The organism is Corallococcus sp. 4LFB, assembly GCF_046520365.1.
GTDB classification, from domain to species: Bacteria; Myxococcota; Myxococcia; order Myxococcales; family Myxococcaceae; genus Corallococcus; species Corallococcus caeni.
Map to the genome: position 1 here is coordinate 1 of NZ_JBKGHJ010000036.1, position 13643 is coordinate 13643.

General features: G+C 70.6%; 12 protein-coding genes and 1 pseudogene. 7 read left to right on the forward strand and 6 right to left on the reverse strand.

Annotated elements, in window-relative coordinates:
* Positions 1–1172, reverse strand: a 1172-nt coding sequence (locus tag ACLEQD_RS06455) for a hypothetical protein (RefSeq protein WP_410382565.1), incomplete at its 3' end; no start/stop codon positions are given.
* Positions 1173–1265: 93 nt separating this feature from the next.
* On the opposite strand from ACLEQD_RS06455, the gene ACLEQD_RS06460 reads away from it, so the two are divergent.
* The 5 genes from ACLEQD_RS06460 to ACLEQD_RS06480 all read left to right on the forward strand — a co-directional run bounded on the left by ACLEQD_RS06460 (position 1266) and on the right by ACLEQD_RS06480 (position 5707).
* Positions 1266–1490 carry a YybH family protein gene (locus ACLEQD_RS06460; protein WP_410382567.1) on the forward strand — a complete coding sequence of 75 codons (225 nt, stop codon included), beginning with the start codon at positions 1266–1268 and terminating at the stop codon, positions 1488–1490.
* Positions 1491–1713: 223 nt separating this feature from the next.
* Positions 1714–2868, forward strand: a complete 1155-nt coding sequence (locus tag ACLEQD_RS06465; RefSeq protein WP_410382568.1) for a hypothetical protein — start codon at positions 1714–1716, stop codon at positions 2866–2868.
* A 498-nt stretch (positions 2869–3366) separates the two neighbouring features.
* The gene (locus ACLEQD_RS06470; RefSeq protein WP_410382570.1) at positions 3367–3663 is read left to right on the forward strand and encodes a hypothetical protein; all 297 of its coding nucleotides are present in this window, start codon (positions 3367–3369) and stop codon (positions 3661–3663) included.
* 15 nt (positions 3664–3678) lie between these two features.
* Positions 3679–4503 (forward strand): hypothetical protein, encoded by an 825-nt coding sequence (locus tag ACLEQD_RS06475; protein WP_410382613.1) that lies wholly within the window; start codon positions 3679–3681, stop codon positions 4501–4503.
* 82 nt (positions 4504–4585) lie between these two features.
* The gene (locus tag ACLEQD_RS06480) at positions 4586–5707 is read left to right on the forward strand and encodes a sterol desaturase family protein (RefSeq protein WP_410382572.1); all 1122 of its coding nucleotides are present in this window, start codon (positions 4586–4588) and stop codon (positions 5705–5707) included.
* A 34-nt stretch (positions 5708–5741) separates the two neighbouring features.
* Here ACLEQD_RS06480 and ACLEQD_RS06485 read toward each other — a convergent pair whose 3' ends face one another.
* The 3 genes from ACLEQD_RS06485 to ACLEQD_RS06495 all read right to left on the reverse strand — a co-directional run bounded on the left by ACLEQD_RS06485 (position 5742) and on the right by ACLEQD_RS06495 (position 9480).
* Positions 5742–7802, reverse strand: a complete 2061-nt coding sequence (locus ACLEQD_RS06485) for a hypothetical protein (protein ID WP_410382574.1) — start codon at positions 7800–7802, stop codon at positions 5742–5744.
* Between the two features lie 98 nt (positions 7803–7900).
* Entirely contained in the window at positions 7901–8515 is a 615-nt protein-coding gene (locus tag ACLEQD_RS06490) for a hypothetical protein (protein WP_410382576.1), read from the reverse strand.
* The gene (locus ACLEQD_RS06495; protein ID WP_410382577.1) at positions 8512–9480 is read right to left on the reverse strand and encodes a 3-hydroxyacyl-CoA dehydrogenase family protein; all 969 of its coding nucleotides are present in this window, start codon (positions 9478–9480) and stop codon (positions 8512–8514) included. Before ACLEQD_RS06495 ends, ACLEQD_RS06490 begins: the two co-directional genes overlap by 4 nt.
* Before the next feature lie 547 nt (positions 9481–10027).
* On the opposite strand from ACLEQD_RS06495, the pseudogene ACLEQD_RS06500 reads away from it, so the two are divergent.
* Both ACLEQD_RS06500 and ACLEQD_RS06505 read left to right on the forward strand, forming a co-directional pair.
* Positions 10028–10689, forward strand: a pseudogene (locus ACLEQD_RS06500) (DUF2092 domain-containing protein).
* A complete protein-coding gene (locus tag ACLEQD_RS06505) occupies positions 10686–11027 on the forward strand; it encodes a hypothetical protein (RefSeq protein ID WP_410382579.1) in 342 nt (113 codons plus the stop codon). The pseudogene ACLEQD_RS06500 and the gene ACLEQD_RS06505 overlap by 4 nt, the downstream one beginning before the upstream one ends.
* A 62-nt stretch (positions 11028–11089) precedes the next feature.
* Here ACLEQD_RS06505 and ACLEQD_RS06510 read toward each other — a convergent pair whose 3' ends face one another.
* On the reverse strand, positions 11090–11680 hold the full coding sequence (locus ACLEQD_RS06510) for a hypothetical protein (protein WP_410382581.1): 591 nt from the start codon (positions 11678–11680) through the stop codon (positions 11090–11092).
* 47 nt (positions 11681–11727) lie between these two features.
* Positions 11728–13392: a hypothetical protein gene (locus tag ACLEQD_RS06515; RefSeq protein ID WP_410382583.1), complete on the reverse strand. Its 1665-nt coding sequence runs from the start codon at positions 13390–13392 to the stop codon at positions 11728–11730.
* Between the last annotated feature and the right edge of the window lie 251 nt (positions 13393–13643).

Below are 13643 nucleotides of genomic sequence, written 5' to 3' on the forward strand. Positions count from 1 at the left end.
GTCTGGGGCGGGCCGAAGCCCACCACCGCGTCGCCGTCCACCTTGCGCAGCATGGCCACCGTGGGCGGCCGCACGGCGTCGTTGGCGTAGCGCTGGAGCGCGCGCCAGGCGAGGCGGCGCGGGCCGGCCAGGTGCTCCGTGTAGACGGCGCTCCAGCGGGGCAGCGGCACGGAGCCGCGCATGCTCTTGAACGGATCCGCGCCCGGTCCCAGCTCGATGGTGAGGCCCACGTCCAGCGCGTCGTTCATCAGCTGGAACACCAGCCCCCGGTACAGCCCCAGCTCCTGCGGCAGCGCCAGGTCGTAGCCGAACAGCGGGGAGAAGAGGACGCCCTGGCTGACGTGGTGGGCATAGAAGCCGTCCACCCGCCCGTCCTTCACCGCCAGCTTGTAGGTGAGCAGGCCCTGGCGCAGCGTCCAGCGGTACCACTCCTGGGTGAACTGGAGGTTGGTGTGGTACTTGCCGCCGTTGAGCGCGCGGTAGAGCTCCTCCAGCCGGGGCTCGCAGTCCGGCACCTCGCGCCCGTCCACCACGCGGTAGCCGGACGCCTCCAGCAGCCGCGCGTCGCGCCGCCGGTTCTCCCGCACCTGCTTGCTGACCTCCTGCAGGGGCAGCGTCATGCGCGTGTGCGCCGCGTAGAGCAGCGCGTAGCCCCGCTCCACGAGCGTGTTGAGCAGCGGCGCGTAGCCGGCCGGGTTGAGCGCGCAGAAGACGATGGCGTGGTGCGGGAACCGCTCCGCCAGGAACGCGGTGATGCGGTCCACCTGTTCACCGGTGGGCTGCGCGTGGACGTTGCGCAGCACCAGCCAGTGGTCCACCAGCACCACCTTGTTGATGCCCGCCGCCTTGAGCAGCGCCCCCACCGTGTGCATGGCGCCGCGCATCACCGCCGCGCGCCCCGCGCCGAACGCCTCCGCCGTCACCCCCGTCATCTGCAACGTGATGTAGCGCGAGAAGGTGGAGTGCAGCGCGGAGTTGTCGAACTCCGCGTCGTTGACGGCCAGCGGCAGGCGCAGCTCCTCCAGCGCCAGCACCTGGAAGGTGGTCCGGTCGGTGACGTACGCCGTGCTGCCGTGTTTCACCAGCGGCACGATGAAGTCCCGGGCCATCCGGCCCTCGGGCGTGTCCGGCCAGCTGCACGAGTCGACAGTCTGCGCGTCGTAGAGATTCATGAATGAGTCACGATTGCGTGTATCCCAGAGCGAATCAAGGTAGTCATACAGAGCGTGATTGACCCGGTCTTCATGACTCGAAGGAATGAAGCCATGAACCGGATGTTCGCGGGTGCGTCGGGCGTTGGGGGCGGCGCGGCGGCGTCTGGGGACCTGGCGTACACGGTGGGCCGCGCCATCGCGACGGGCAAGGACGCGCAGGGCCAGCCGCGGAAGGACTTCGTGAAGTACCTCACCGTGTGGCGCCGCCAGGCCGATGGCTCGTGGCGCTACGTCACCGACGGCGGCAACTCCAACCCCGGCCCCCAGGGGCCCTGAAAGAAGATCGCGCCATGTCCTCCACCCTCCTGTCCGACGCCATTGCCTTCCATGACGACCTGCTCCAGCAGGGTGACCTGGCGCGCCGCACCCATGAGCTGCTCGAGCGCACCGCCCGGGAGAAGGGCATCACCTACGGAGGCCGGGGGCTCCACCGGGTGCTGCGGCCGTTCTTCGTGACGCCGGAGCAGCACCAGGAGATCCGCCGGGGCGCGCACGCGGTGTGCCAGACGCTGGAGGAGCTGGCGGCCGGGCGGCCCGGGACCCGGCGTTCCTGGCGTCGCTCGCGCCGCAGGGCTGGGAGGAGCTGCTGTTGCCGGTGGACGGCCTGCGCCCGGACCAGGCCGTCGTGGGGCGGCTGGATGGCTTCCTGGGGCCGGACGGGGTCATCCGCTTCATCGAGTTCAACCCCGACCCGGGGGGCCCCATCAACTCGCACCACCTGGGCCAGGCCTTCGACGTGGCGCCGGTGATGGAGGCGTTCGGCCGGCGCTACGAGGTCACCCGTCCGGCGACCGCTCCCAACCTGTTGAGGTCGCTCGGCGCGCTCCAGGCGAAGGGAGGACGGTCGGGGCTGCCCACGCTGGCCGAGTTCGGCCCGGCCAGCCCGGACGACACGGACGAAGAGGTGGCGTATCAGCAGTACCTGGAGGCGCACGGCGTGCGCCAGCGCATCGTCACGTCCGAGGACGACTGGACGTACGAGGGTGGCGTGCTGCGCGTGGGGGACTTCCCGGTGGACGTCGTCACGTACATCTCGTCCGTGGGCTTCGGGGGCTTCGTGGTCGGCTGTGGCCCGGACCACCCTGTCACCCGCGCGCTCACCGACGGCGCGGCGCGGTTCCTCAACGGGCTGTTCCGCTCCGTCATCCTGCGCACCAAGGCGCTCTTCGCGGTCATGAGCCGCATGGCGGACGAGGGCACCCTCGACGCGGAGCGCGGCGCGCTCCTCAAGCGGCACCTGCCGTGGACGCGCCTGGTGCGCGAGGAGCACACGTCGCGCGACGGCGCGAGCGTGGACCTGGTGCCCTGGATCGCGGAGCACCGCGAGCACCTGGTGCTCAAGCCCGTCAACGAGTTCGGCGGCAGCGGCGTCACGCTGGGCTGGCAGACGGACGCGGACACCTGGAAGGCCACGCTCCAGCGGGCGCTGGGGGAGGCCTGGGTGGTGCAGGAGCGCGTTCCCATGCAGCCGCAGGCGTTCCCGGTGTTCGACGGGAGCGGCGTGCACCAGCAGTCGCTGAACTCGGACATGAACCCCTTCCTCTGGGAGAACGGCCGGCAGGAGGGCTTCCTGGTGCGCCAGTCCGCCTCCAGCATGCTCAACCTGGCCCAGGGGGGCAGCCTCACCACGCTGGCCGTCGTCCGCGCCCGCTGAAAGGCGCACGGGCCCCAGGTGAGCCAGACTCACGCTCACCCCTCCTGAACTTCAAAGTGGCAATTGTCATTGACTGACTGCTGCTCATCTCCGCCCTGGCACAGGTGCTGCTGACGCTGCTGGGCGCCGCGGGCGAGGCGCTCGGCGATGACAAGCACCTGAAGGTCAACACCGTGAAGAAGCGGACTCACTCGCTCCAATGCCCCGATTGTTCATGAAAGTCTTTGCTGCAAGGGGGGCCAGCCACACGTCACAAGGAGTTCAAGGGATTGGCGAACCCCGGCCGCCGATGTCAGGCCCGCGGGTCCGTCAAGGACGCAATGGCGTCCCGGGCTCACGACCCGCCCCCACTCCAGTCTTCAGGCCGCCCTCCCGGGCTCCGGGCCGACGCGGCGGCATGTCACGCCGCCCCTGTTCGACTGATGGGGCATGACAGCTCCGGGCCGTCTGGGATAGGGTGCCGGGCGAGCTGTCGGGCCGGCGAACCGCGAGGAAGCCATGAGCGATTTCCCCCCGAAGCCCGGTGTGTCGTCCCCTTCCCTGCCGTTGGAGTCCGCCCCGCCTGGGCGCCGCCGGGGCCGGGTGCTGCTGGCCGCCACCGCCGCGAGCGCGGCCTTCACGATGGTCGCGTGTGATCCGTTCCTGACGACCAATCCCGCGCCGTGCGTCTATGACGGTGGCCTGGCGGACGATGATTGCGACCCGTCCAATGGCACCAACGACTCCCGCGCCGACGCGGGCATCGACGCGGGCATCGACACGGGGACGGACGCAAGCGTTCCCCAGGAGCCTTGAGGGGACGTGCCTGACATGGCCACCGAGACGCTCTTCGAACTGGACCTGACGGACGGCCCCGCGCTGACCCTGCACGAGCGGGCGTCGGGCCACGTGGCGGAACGCTATCCGTGGGACGCATTGGAGCCGTCGCGCTACCCGGCGGCGCTGCTGGAGCGGGCACGGTATTCGTGGACGCTGCGGGCGCTCAACGAGTTCGGCAGCGCGACGGTGATGGGACAGCTGGTCCAGGTGATGGGCGAGGCGCGCGTGCCCCTGGACCTGTGGAGCCTGGCGGCGCGCTTCCCCGCGGAGGAGATCCACCACGTGGAGCTCTGCGCGCGGATGGCGATGCGGCTGGGGGGCGGCACCCGGCTGTCCTATTCGCCCGGGGCCTTCGCCGTGGCGTTCGACCCGTCGCTCACCTTCCTCCAGCGCGCCAGCGAGCTCATCGTGCGGGTGTGCTGCGTGGGGGAGACACTCTCCTTCGCGCTCCTGTCCGGCTGTCTCCGTGCGACGTCCCACCCGCTGACGCGCGCGGTGCTCACGACGCTGGTCCAGGAGGAGGCCCTGCACGGACGGCTGGGCTACCTGTACCTGGACTGGCTGGCCCCGGACCTGGACGCCGCGGAGAAGGACCGGCTGGGGCGCGTGGCGCGCGAGGCCCTGGATGCGCAGGCCCCACTCTGGGAGAAGCTTCGCAGCGTCACGAAGGACGGCGTCACGAGCGAGGGCTTCCTGCTGGAGCACGTGACGGAGCTGGGCTGGATGGAGTCCCGGGACTACGTCACGGTGAGCCAGGAGACGGCGGAGACGCAGGTGCGGGCGCCGCTTTCGCGCCACGGCATCCGCGTCCCCTGAGGGCGCTCCGGGGGGGAGAGCCTGCTCCGCCACCCGGTGGTGTAGGCTCGGGCCCCGTCGCACTCCTCCTGGACGGTCCTCCTTGGAAATCCTTCTTGCTCCCGCCCGGCGCATCGACCTGGGCAAGCGCGCCGGTGTCACGGGCGGGCTGTTGGGCGTGCTCTGCGTCGTCGCGGAGTTCTGCTTCCTGTTCCCCCACGTGCTCGTGTCCAACGACGGCCGGGCCTTCTACGTGGAACATCTGGAGGTCTTCCGCGGCATCCTCCAGGTGTCCATCGTCGCCACCTTCCTGCTGGGCACCTTCAGCGTGCTGACCCTGCGCTCCAAGGCGCACGGCGGCATCGCCATGGCGCTGGCGATGGTGGCGCTGCTCCTGGGCGGCAGCGAGGCGGAGCCCCTGACCCACACACAGCGCGCGATGAGCGCGGGCCTGGACTTCTTCGCGTTGGACCTGCTGGTGCTCGGGCTGGTGTTCATCCCCATGGAGCGGCTGTGGGCGCTGAATGATCAGAAGATCTTCCGCAAGGGCTGGCAGACGGACCTCAAACACTTCTTCGTCAGCCACGTGGGCGTGCAGCTCATCTCCTTCGCGGTGCTCATCCCCGTGCAGGTGTTCCTGTCCTGGGCCGTGAAGCTGGACTTCCAGGCGCACGTGGCCGCGCAGCCCATCTGGCTGCAGTTCTTTGAAATCCTGCTGGTCATCGACCTGGTGAGCTACTGGGTGCACCGGGCCTTCCACACCTTCGGGTGGATGTGGAACTTCCACGCCATCCACCACTCGCCGCTGCAGATGGACTGGCTGGCCAGCTCGCGCAGCCACCTGGTGGACACCCTGGTCAACCGCTTCGCGGGCTTCGTGCCGGTGTTCCTCCTGGGCTTCCACCCGTCCGCCATCTACGGCTACCTCGTCTTCGTGTCCTTCCACGCGGTGTACATCCACGCCAACGTCAACCACCGCTGGCCGTACCTGCGCTGGATCTTCGCGACGCCGGAGTTCCACCACTGGCACCACACGTCGGACGACGAAGGCCTCGACAAGAACTTCGCCGTCTTCCTGTCGTTCATCGACGTCATCTTCGGCACCGCGCACATGCCGGCCCACTGGCCCTCGAAGTACGGGACCACGAAGTTCCAGCCGCCGGAGACCTACCTGGGGCAGCTGGCCTACCCGTTCCAGCGCCACAAGCAGACGCCCTACGGATAGGCCCGCTCCCCGCAGAAGGACGTCGTGGGCCAGCTCACCACTCCGCCGCGTACCTTGCCCAGCGCCAGCAGCTGATGGCGTCCGACAGCAGGTACACCTTCTTCATGAGCGGGACGTACTCCCCCTCCAGGCCCCAGGCCTGCACGATGTCCACCGGCACCATGCCGTCCACGAACGCGTTCGTCATCCGCGTCCTCAGCCGCGCGAGGAGGTTTCCCGGTCCCTGGCGATAGACGAGGATCTCTCCGGACTGATACCGGTCCAGCGGCCCCGTGTTGAACTTCAGGTTCGAGCGCAGGAACACCACGTGCTGGACGCCATGGTCCGTGATCAGCGCGCAGGCCAGTTGCGCCAGGATGGGATAGAGGTGGCTGTTCGGCATCTCCCCGCCGAACTTGGTGAAGTCCACCACCAGCAGCCTGGGGAGGGTGTCGTCCACGTCCAGGGCGTCTACGTACTGCGCCAGCAGGCCGGCGATGACCGTGCCCGGGTTCGGCGCCTGGAGCCCCGGCTTCAGCAGCTTCGTGTGCAGGCTGTCCGACAGGTTCACCCAGACCTGCGTGCCCACCGCCGCCATGGGGACGTCGGGCTCGTTGAGGAAGCCCCCCATGTAGAACTCGAAGTAGGGAACGAAGGGGTCCAGGGTGTCCGGGCTCGGAGTGACCTCGTGGACCTGGTAGTTCATCCGCAGGAGGACCTCACTCAGGCACTTCGCCGCGCTCGTGCCCGTGGGCGCGTAGATGCGGTTGAAGTCCTGGGGAAGGTGCCCCGTGGGGACGTTCTGGAGGGTCTCGTGGAGCGCCGTCTCGTCGGTCCCCACCGAGGGCTTCCAGTGGCTCGCCAGCTCCGGCAGCGAGCCCAGCGCGTCCCGGAGCTCCGGGAGGGACAGGCAGGTCGCGCCCATGAAGGCCAGCTCCCACAAGGAGGACTCCAGCACCCAGAGGTTGTCGAAGGCGCTGAGGTCGCCAGGGCGGCCCTTCAGCACGTCCAGCTTCATGGCCCGCCGGTGGACGCGGCCCTGAACGAAGTGGAAGAAGGCCGCCAGTCCCGCCTGGCCCTCCTGCCCCGCCTTCTTCCCCGCGGCATGGGCCAGCACGTTGGCGACCTCCGCCAGCTGCCGGACCCACGCGAGGGCCAGCGCGTGGCCGCTCTTCTTCGCGACCACCAGCAGCGCCTCCACGTGGCGGATCCGGACGCCCCCATAGCCCTTGTAGCCCTTGCGGTGCTCCGACTCCTTCGCCAGCGCCTGCCTCAGCAGCCCCAGCAGGTGGAGGAGATAGGTTTCATCCAGGGAGTACGCGCCCAATGACAGACGGGTGCCGTCGTATTCGGGGCCGCCCGTCTCCGCCTTCCACGACGTATAGGACGGCTCGGAGAACCCGAATGACCCCATGAATGAGTATTTGATGCGGGAGTCCTGGACGCCGCTGCCTCCGCTGGGAAACCGCGGGTCGCTGAGCGTGCGCAGCGGCGGGGATTCGTGGCTCTGCGTCAGGGTCAGCGGGAAGCTCGCCGTGAAGCGGCTCGGGGGGACGTACTTCCCGGAGGGGGCGCCCTCCTGGAAGGCCAGCTGATCCAGATTGCCCGCGAGCGCCAGCCCCCGGGTCTGGATGATTCCCATCAGTCCCCGGATGACGAACGGGAGCGGGTCCTCGAAGGGCCGCAGGTACACGTCCGCCGTGCCCTCCCCGTCCTCCAGGCTCCGCAGCAGGTTGGACACCTTGCGGGCCCGCCCGCCACCGGAGGTCCGGTACCCGAGCATCGCCAGGTTGATGAGGAACTGGCCATGCTCCTCGCCCAGCGCCTGGGTGAGCGCCTTGAGCAGCTGCTCGACCCGGCCCTTCTTGAGCGCCACCTCTTCCTTCGTCTTCGTGGGCAGGGCGCGGGACTCCCGCGCGAACTGCTTCCGGTCCGTCTCGAAGCCCTCCGACCCCACCTCCCGGCCCGTGACGATGCACTCGTGCGCGGCCCAGAGGATGCTGAACTGCTCCTGGTCCCCGTCCTTCTGCTTGTCGTCGATGGAGGACCGGGGCAGCCAGGGATTGCCTTCCACCGAGGGCTTCGGCGCCGCCTGGAGCGTCGCCTTGCAGTCCACGCATTTCCCAGGAAACGGACTCGTGAACGCCTTGCACGCGGGACAGGTGTACATGCGCGAAATATAGAGGAGCGGGAGCCCCGGGGCCCAGGAGGGCGTCAACCCACGCCGGAGGCCTTGCCCTGGAGCTCCGGCATGCCGAAGTGGAGGCCCAGGGCGCGGCAGCCGGCGTCCGGCGCGGCGGCGTCCGGAGGCGCCCAGGCCCCGAGCGCGTGGTACAGCCGCCCCTCGCGCCGCTCCAGGTAGAGGATCATGTTGAGCGGCCAGCCGGCGCCGTGGAACAGGTGCCGGTCCATGGGCGTGGGCTCCTGGCTCACCCGCAGGCCGCGCTCGTGGGGCGGGCCGATGCGGTGCCAGTCCGGGTGCAGGTGGATGGAGCCCAGCACCTCCAGCCCCTCGGCCTCCGCCTCCGCGGTGATGCGCAGCAACTCCCGGGGCTCGCACCAGTAGCCGCGCCGGCCGTTGGCGTAGCAGGCCCCGAAGCGCGGGATGATGGCGGCGTCGAACTCCTGGAGCACGGCCTCGTCCGTCTCACGGATGTTGGTGGCGAAGCGGACGCGCTCCACCCGCATCCCGTCCTCGACGAAGCGCCCCAGCAACACGGCCCAGCTCCGGGGCGGCAGCTCCGGGGTGCAGGCCTCGTATTCGCGCTGGGCGTCCGCGAGGAAGTCCGACAGCACGCCCGGGTCCAGCAGCACGAGCCGCGGGCTCATTCCGTGGCCTCCGGCGTGGGGGCGCGGAGGCGGCCCTCGGCCCGGTCCTCGCGAAGCTGGGTGATGAGGCCGCGCGCGACGCGCTCCTCGAAGGCGGCGGTGGTGTCCGGCGTCCAGGTGTAGAAGCCCTGCCCCGTCTTCAGCCCCAGCTCCCCCTGCTCCACCTTCCGCGCGAGCACCGGGGGCACCGGCCGCCCGGCGTTGCGCATGATGCCGGTGACCAGGTCCAACCCCGCCAGGTCCAGCCGGTCGAAGACGCCGGACACGCCCAGGCGCCTTCCGATGCCCTGGGTGAGCACGCGGTCCACCATCTCCGGAGTCGCCACGCCCTCCTGCACCAGCCGGATGCCCTCGCCGATGAGCGCCTGCAGCAGGCGGGGGCCCACCGACGCGCCCGGCACGTCCTTCGCGTACACCACCGGCGTCTTGCCCATCTCCTCGAGCCACTGGCGCACGGCCTCCACGACGTCGGGGGAGGTCCGCTCCCCGGGGATGACATCCACCAGGGGAACCAGGTGCGCTGGCAGGTAGTAGTGCGCGCTGAGGACGCGCTCGGGCCGGGTGCAGTCGCGGGCCAGCGCCGTCACGCTCAGCGCGGTCGTGTTGGACGCAAGCACGGTGTCCGGCGCCGCGAGCCCGTCCAGTTGACGGAAGACCTCCTGCTTGAGCGCGAGGTCCTCGGGCACGGACTCGATGACGAGGTCCTGGTCCCTGGCGGCCTCCGCGAGCACCAGGGTGCGCCGGATGCGCCCGAGCGCCGCCTCCCGTTGCGCCGGCGTCAGCAAGCCCGTCTCCACCAGCAGGGCCGCGTCGCGCTCCAGCTTCACCCTCGCGCGCTCACTGCTGTCCGCGCGCGTGTTGTAGAGCACCACCCGCCTGCCGGCGATGGCGAGCTCGAGTGCGATGCCGCACCCCATGGCTCCGCCACCCACCACGCCCACCCGCATCAGTCGCCTGGTCGTCATGGCGGCGCAGCGTCGCCGCGCCCGCATGTCGGACGCAATCCCTCTCACACCTCCGCGGCGTTTCCGGCCGCCGCGGTGAAGGTGCGCTGAAATTGTCCGCTCCGCGCCCTCCACCGCATCGCGTCGTCCGGGGACTCAAGCCCCTCCGGGCACCCCGGGCGTCCCGCCGCACCCGAGCCTCCAGGGAGCCGCGCGGTCCTCCGGAAAGCGGCGGCCTGCCGCGAGGCACCAGACGGCGCGGCGGTCGAGCCGGTGAGCCTTTGTACCCGGCGGCAACACCCCCAACGTCCTGGGGCAACGACCGGAAACGTGAGGCGCAAGCCGCCTGGCGGCCGGGGCGTTTCTCGCGACACAGGAGGGGCTCATGACAGACACAGGGAGCAGCGGAAGGTCGAGGAAGAGGTGCTGCGGGCCCCTGCTCGCCCTTCTCCTGGGAGCGACACCCCTGCTCGGGGGCGCGCAGCAGGAGAAGGCAACCACCGAGCCCACCAGGTCCACCGAGCCCGCCGCTCGAATCGACCCCCAGGCCCAGCGCATCCTGCGCCAGATGAGCGACTTCCTGGCCGCGCAGCGCGAGTTCTCCGTGCGCACCGAGGGGACGCTCGATGAGGTGCTCGACTCGGGGCAGAAGGTCCAGATGCAGCGCGCGGGCGACGTGCGCCTGCAGCGGCCCAACCGGCTCCGCGTGGACCGCACCGGGGACCTCGCGAAGCTGCACCTCTTCTATGACGGCCGGCAGCTCACCCTTCTTGGCGAGCGCGCCAACGCCTATGCGACGACGCCAGCCCCTCCACCGTGGATGCCATGATGGACATGGCCTCACAAAAGCTCGGATTGGATGCGCCCGGGTCGGACCTCCTCGTCAGCAACCCCTACGCCACCCTCACCGAGGACGTGTGCTCCGGCAGCTACCTGGGCCGCTCCATGCTGGACGGCGTGCCCGTGCACCACCTGGCGTTCCGCAACAGCGACGGCGTGGACTGGGAGCTGTGGGTCGAGGAGGGCCCGCGGCCCCTGCCGCGCAAGTACGTCATCACCTCCCGGGACCTGCCGGGAGCGCCGCAGTACTCGGTGCGCCTGTCCGAATGGAACCTGTCGCCCCGGCTCACCCCGGATCAATTCCAGTTCACGCCCCCACGCGATGCGGTGCGCGTGTCGTTCCTCGCACCCGACTCGCAGGGCGGGGCGCGGCAAGGAGGCTCGAAATGAGGATGCACGCGCGCAGCTCCCGCCAGCGGGCGGGGGCGTTGTTGCTGGGGCTCTTCTTCCTGGGTGAGATGATCCCGCAGGTGGCCCTGGCCCAGAACTACGGCACGTCGCGCCGGGTGGCGCGGCGCACCTCGCGACGCACGGCTGCCCGTCAGGACGCCTATTACGGCGGCACGAACACGGCCGTGGTGGCGGTGCCGGCGAGCGCGCACACCGTCACCGCGCTCCCCGCGGGGTGCGTGGCCACGGTGGCGGGCGGCGTCACCTACCAGCAGTGCGGCGGCGTCCGCTACCGCCCCTACTACCAGGGGGAGAGCCTGGTGTACGTCGTCGAGTAGTCCCCGGCGCGCTGCCCCCGGGAGCTGCCTCCCGGGGGCAATGGGGCCCGCGCGGCGCTCGGCTACCGCGTGACGTCGACGGTGTAGACGCCGTCTCCGGAGGTGGCGGTGCCCGTCACGTGGGTGCTGCCCGGCGTGCGGCGGACCTGGCCGGTGCCGTCGTCCTCGATTTCACCCGTGAGCGTGAGGTCCAGGGTGACGCTGCCCTCCAGGTCCCCGGTCATCTGGAAGGGCCCCTTGAGCGTCCCGGTGAAGGTGCCGCCCGGGATGTCGCGCAGCTGGAGGGTGAGCTCCGGCTGCGTCGTCGTGTCGGTGCTCGAAGCGTAGGTGAGGTTCACCGGGTCCTCGTCCTCGCCGACGACGATCTCGCCGTCGGAGTACCCGGTCATGCCGATGCGCAGGCGCATGCCCTTGTTGGCCGAGCTGCCCTGGTCCACCTGCCCGGTGACGAGCAGGGTCCCGGAGGCGTCGCCCGTCGTGGACTGGGGCGGGATGTTCGCGCTGGACGCGGCGTTGAAGCCGGTGAAGCCCAGCTGCAAGGCCTTGCTCACGGACGTGTCGAGCCCGAGGTACGCGCGGCGGGCCTGCTCGTCGGAGCTGATGTCGTCATCACCGCACGCCGTGAGGCCCAGGGACAGCAAGAGGGAACACACGACAGCGGTCATGGAACGCGGATGGGATGTCAACATGGTGTCTCCTGTCAGCCAATCGGGCTGTTGCACGTGCAGGGCGTCGTCCCGGTGCAGGCTTCCCCGGTGACCGTCTCGCAGCTGAGCCGCGGGCAGCACGGGCTGGTGGGTGAGCACGCCTGACCGGCGGCGGAGCACGTCGAGCCCGTCTCACAGGTGCCGACGATGCTGCCACCCGGGATGGTGCAGCCGAGCCCGACGCAGCAGTCCGCGGGCGAGGTGCAGGCCTGGCCCTGGGGTTGACAGGCGCTGGGGGCCGCGCAGGTGCCATTGGTGCAGATGCCGGAGCAGCAGGCGGCACCCGAGCCACAGGCCTTCCCGTTCGCGGCGCACGTGCCCGCGTCCGTCCCGCCGTCCTGGGTGCCCGTGCCGCCGTCGGTGCCGCCGCCCGGCACGGCCCCGGCACGGCAGGCGTAGGCGAACTCGGAGACGATGGAGCAGGTGGTCCCGGCGCAGCACTTGGAGTTCTGCGGGTCACAGGTCGTGCCCACGGGATCGCACGTCACCTTCTGGCAGGTCAGGCCGCCATCCGCGCCGGGCAGGCAGCGCGCGCCGCCACAGCACTGGTCGGAGAACTGGCACTGCTGCTCCTGCGCGATGCAGCACGGCTCCTCGCCGGTGTAGCCCGTGGGGCAGCCCGCCGGGCAGTTGTTGTTGGGGCAGCCGCCGAAGCAGCGCGGCACGCCGGCGGAGTCCACCTTGCACACGGCCTTCTGGCCGTCGCAGCAGGCCTCGCGGGCGTTCACGTCGATGATGCCGCCGTCGGGCAGCTGGCCGCTGCCGCAGATGTTGCCCACCGGGTTGCAGCCATTCGGCTTGTCACAGCGGCTCTCGCGGCAGTCCACCGCGTTGGACACCTTCTCACCGCCACAGCACACGCCGTCGTCGGTGCAGTAGTCGCCCGTGGGACGGCAGCCGCCCACCGGCTGGCACACGGTGGTCCCGTAGCCCAGGTCCACGCACGTGCGCGAACAGCAGTTGCTGGAGCCCGAGCACGGGTTGCCGTCCTGGAGGCAGCCGCCCGCGCCGCCACCGCTGACCGCCACGCAGCGGCCCGGGGTGCCCGTGTTCTCCTGCGAGCACACACCGCCGCAGCAGTCCGCGCCCTTCATGCACAGGTCGTCGTTGGCCTGGCACGAGTACGCCGCCTTGCAGACCCCGCCCTGGCAGTTGCTGGAGCAGCAGTCCCCCGCGCCGGTGCAGGCCTGGCCCGGAACCTTGCAGCTGCTGGTGCCGCTGGAGGGCAGCGCCGCGCACTTGCCATCCGCGCCGCAGAGCTTCGTGCAGCACGCCTCCGCGCTGGCGCACGTGCTGCCCACGTCCAGGCACTGCAGCGTGGAGCACGTGCCGTCCAGGCAGCTGTTCGTGCAGCACTCGATGCCGCTGGTGCAGGCCGCGCCCGCGGCGGTGCACTGGGCACTGGGGGCCGGACAGACGCCCGTGTCCGAACAGAGGCCCGTACAGCACTGGGCGCCCGAGTCCCGGCTGCACGCCGTGCCCTCGTTGAGACACTGGGAGCCGGGCCCCGCGTCGGGGAGGGGCTGCCCCGCGTCCGTCCCGGCATCCACGGTGACCGGCGGGTTGTCAGGCGGCTTGCCAATTTCTCCATTGCTACAAGCCACGACACCGAGGGCCACACCCAGGGCCCCCAGCAACAGCCAGCGGTTCGCCTTCATCCGGACTTTCCCTTCCCAGCCGGCTGCCGCCGCCATCCCGACGACGCGGCCCCGGCCTCCATGGGCGCCACGACGTGGCGTGCCAGCCCAGGAGACCCCGGCCGGGGCCCAACGGCCACGCGACACCCACACACAGCGCGCCCCGGAACCTCTGGACGGCAGGCTCGCGGGTCCGGATCACCCCAAAGCCAGACACGCCCCGCGAGGGGGTGTGACCTGGGTACGCTTGACGCTTCGCTCGCGCCCGCGCT

What these genes read in the sequence shown, in the direction of transcription:
- ACLEQD_RS06460 (WP_410382567.1), top strand. Translation starts at nt 1,266, where the DNA reads ATGAACCGGATGTTCGCGGGTGCGTCGGGCGTTGGGGGCGGCGCGGCG.
- ACLEQD_RS06470 (WP_410382570.1), top strand. Translation starts at nt 3,367, where the DNA reads ATGAGCGATTTCCCCCCGAAGCCCGGTGTGTCGTCCCCTTCCCTGCCG.
- ACLEQD_RS06475 (WP_410382613.1), top strand. Translation starts at nt 3,679, where the DNA reads ATGGCCACCGAGACGCTCTTCGAACTGGACCTGACGGACGGCCCCGCG.
- ACLEQD_RS06490 (WP_410382576.1), bottom strand. Translation starts at nt 8,515, where the DNA reads ATGAGCCCGCGGCTCGTGCTGCTGGACCCGGGCGTGCTGTCGGACTTC.
- ACLEQD_RS06495 (WP_410382577.1), bottom strand. Translation starts at nt 9,480, where the DNA reads ATGACGACCAGGCGACTGATGCGGGTGGGCGTGGTGGGTGGCGGAGCC.
- ACLEQD_RS06505 (WP_410382579.1), top strand. Translation starts at nt 10,686, where the DNA reads ATGAGGATGCACGCGCGCAGCTCCCGCCAGCGGGCGGGGGCGTTGTTG.
- ACLEQD_RS06515 (WP_410382583.1), bottom strand. Translation starts at nt 13,392, where the DNA reads ATGAAGGCGAACCGCTGGCTGTTGCTGGGGGCCCTGGGTGTGGCCCTC.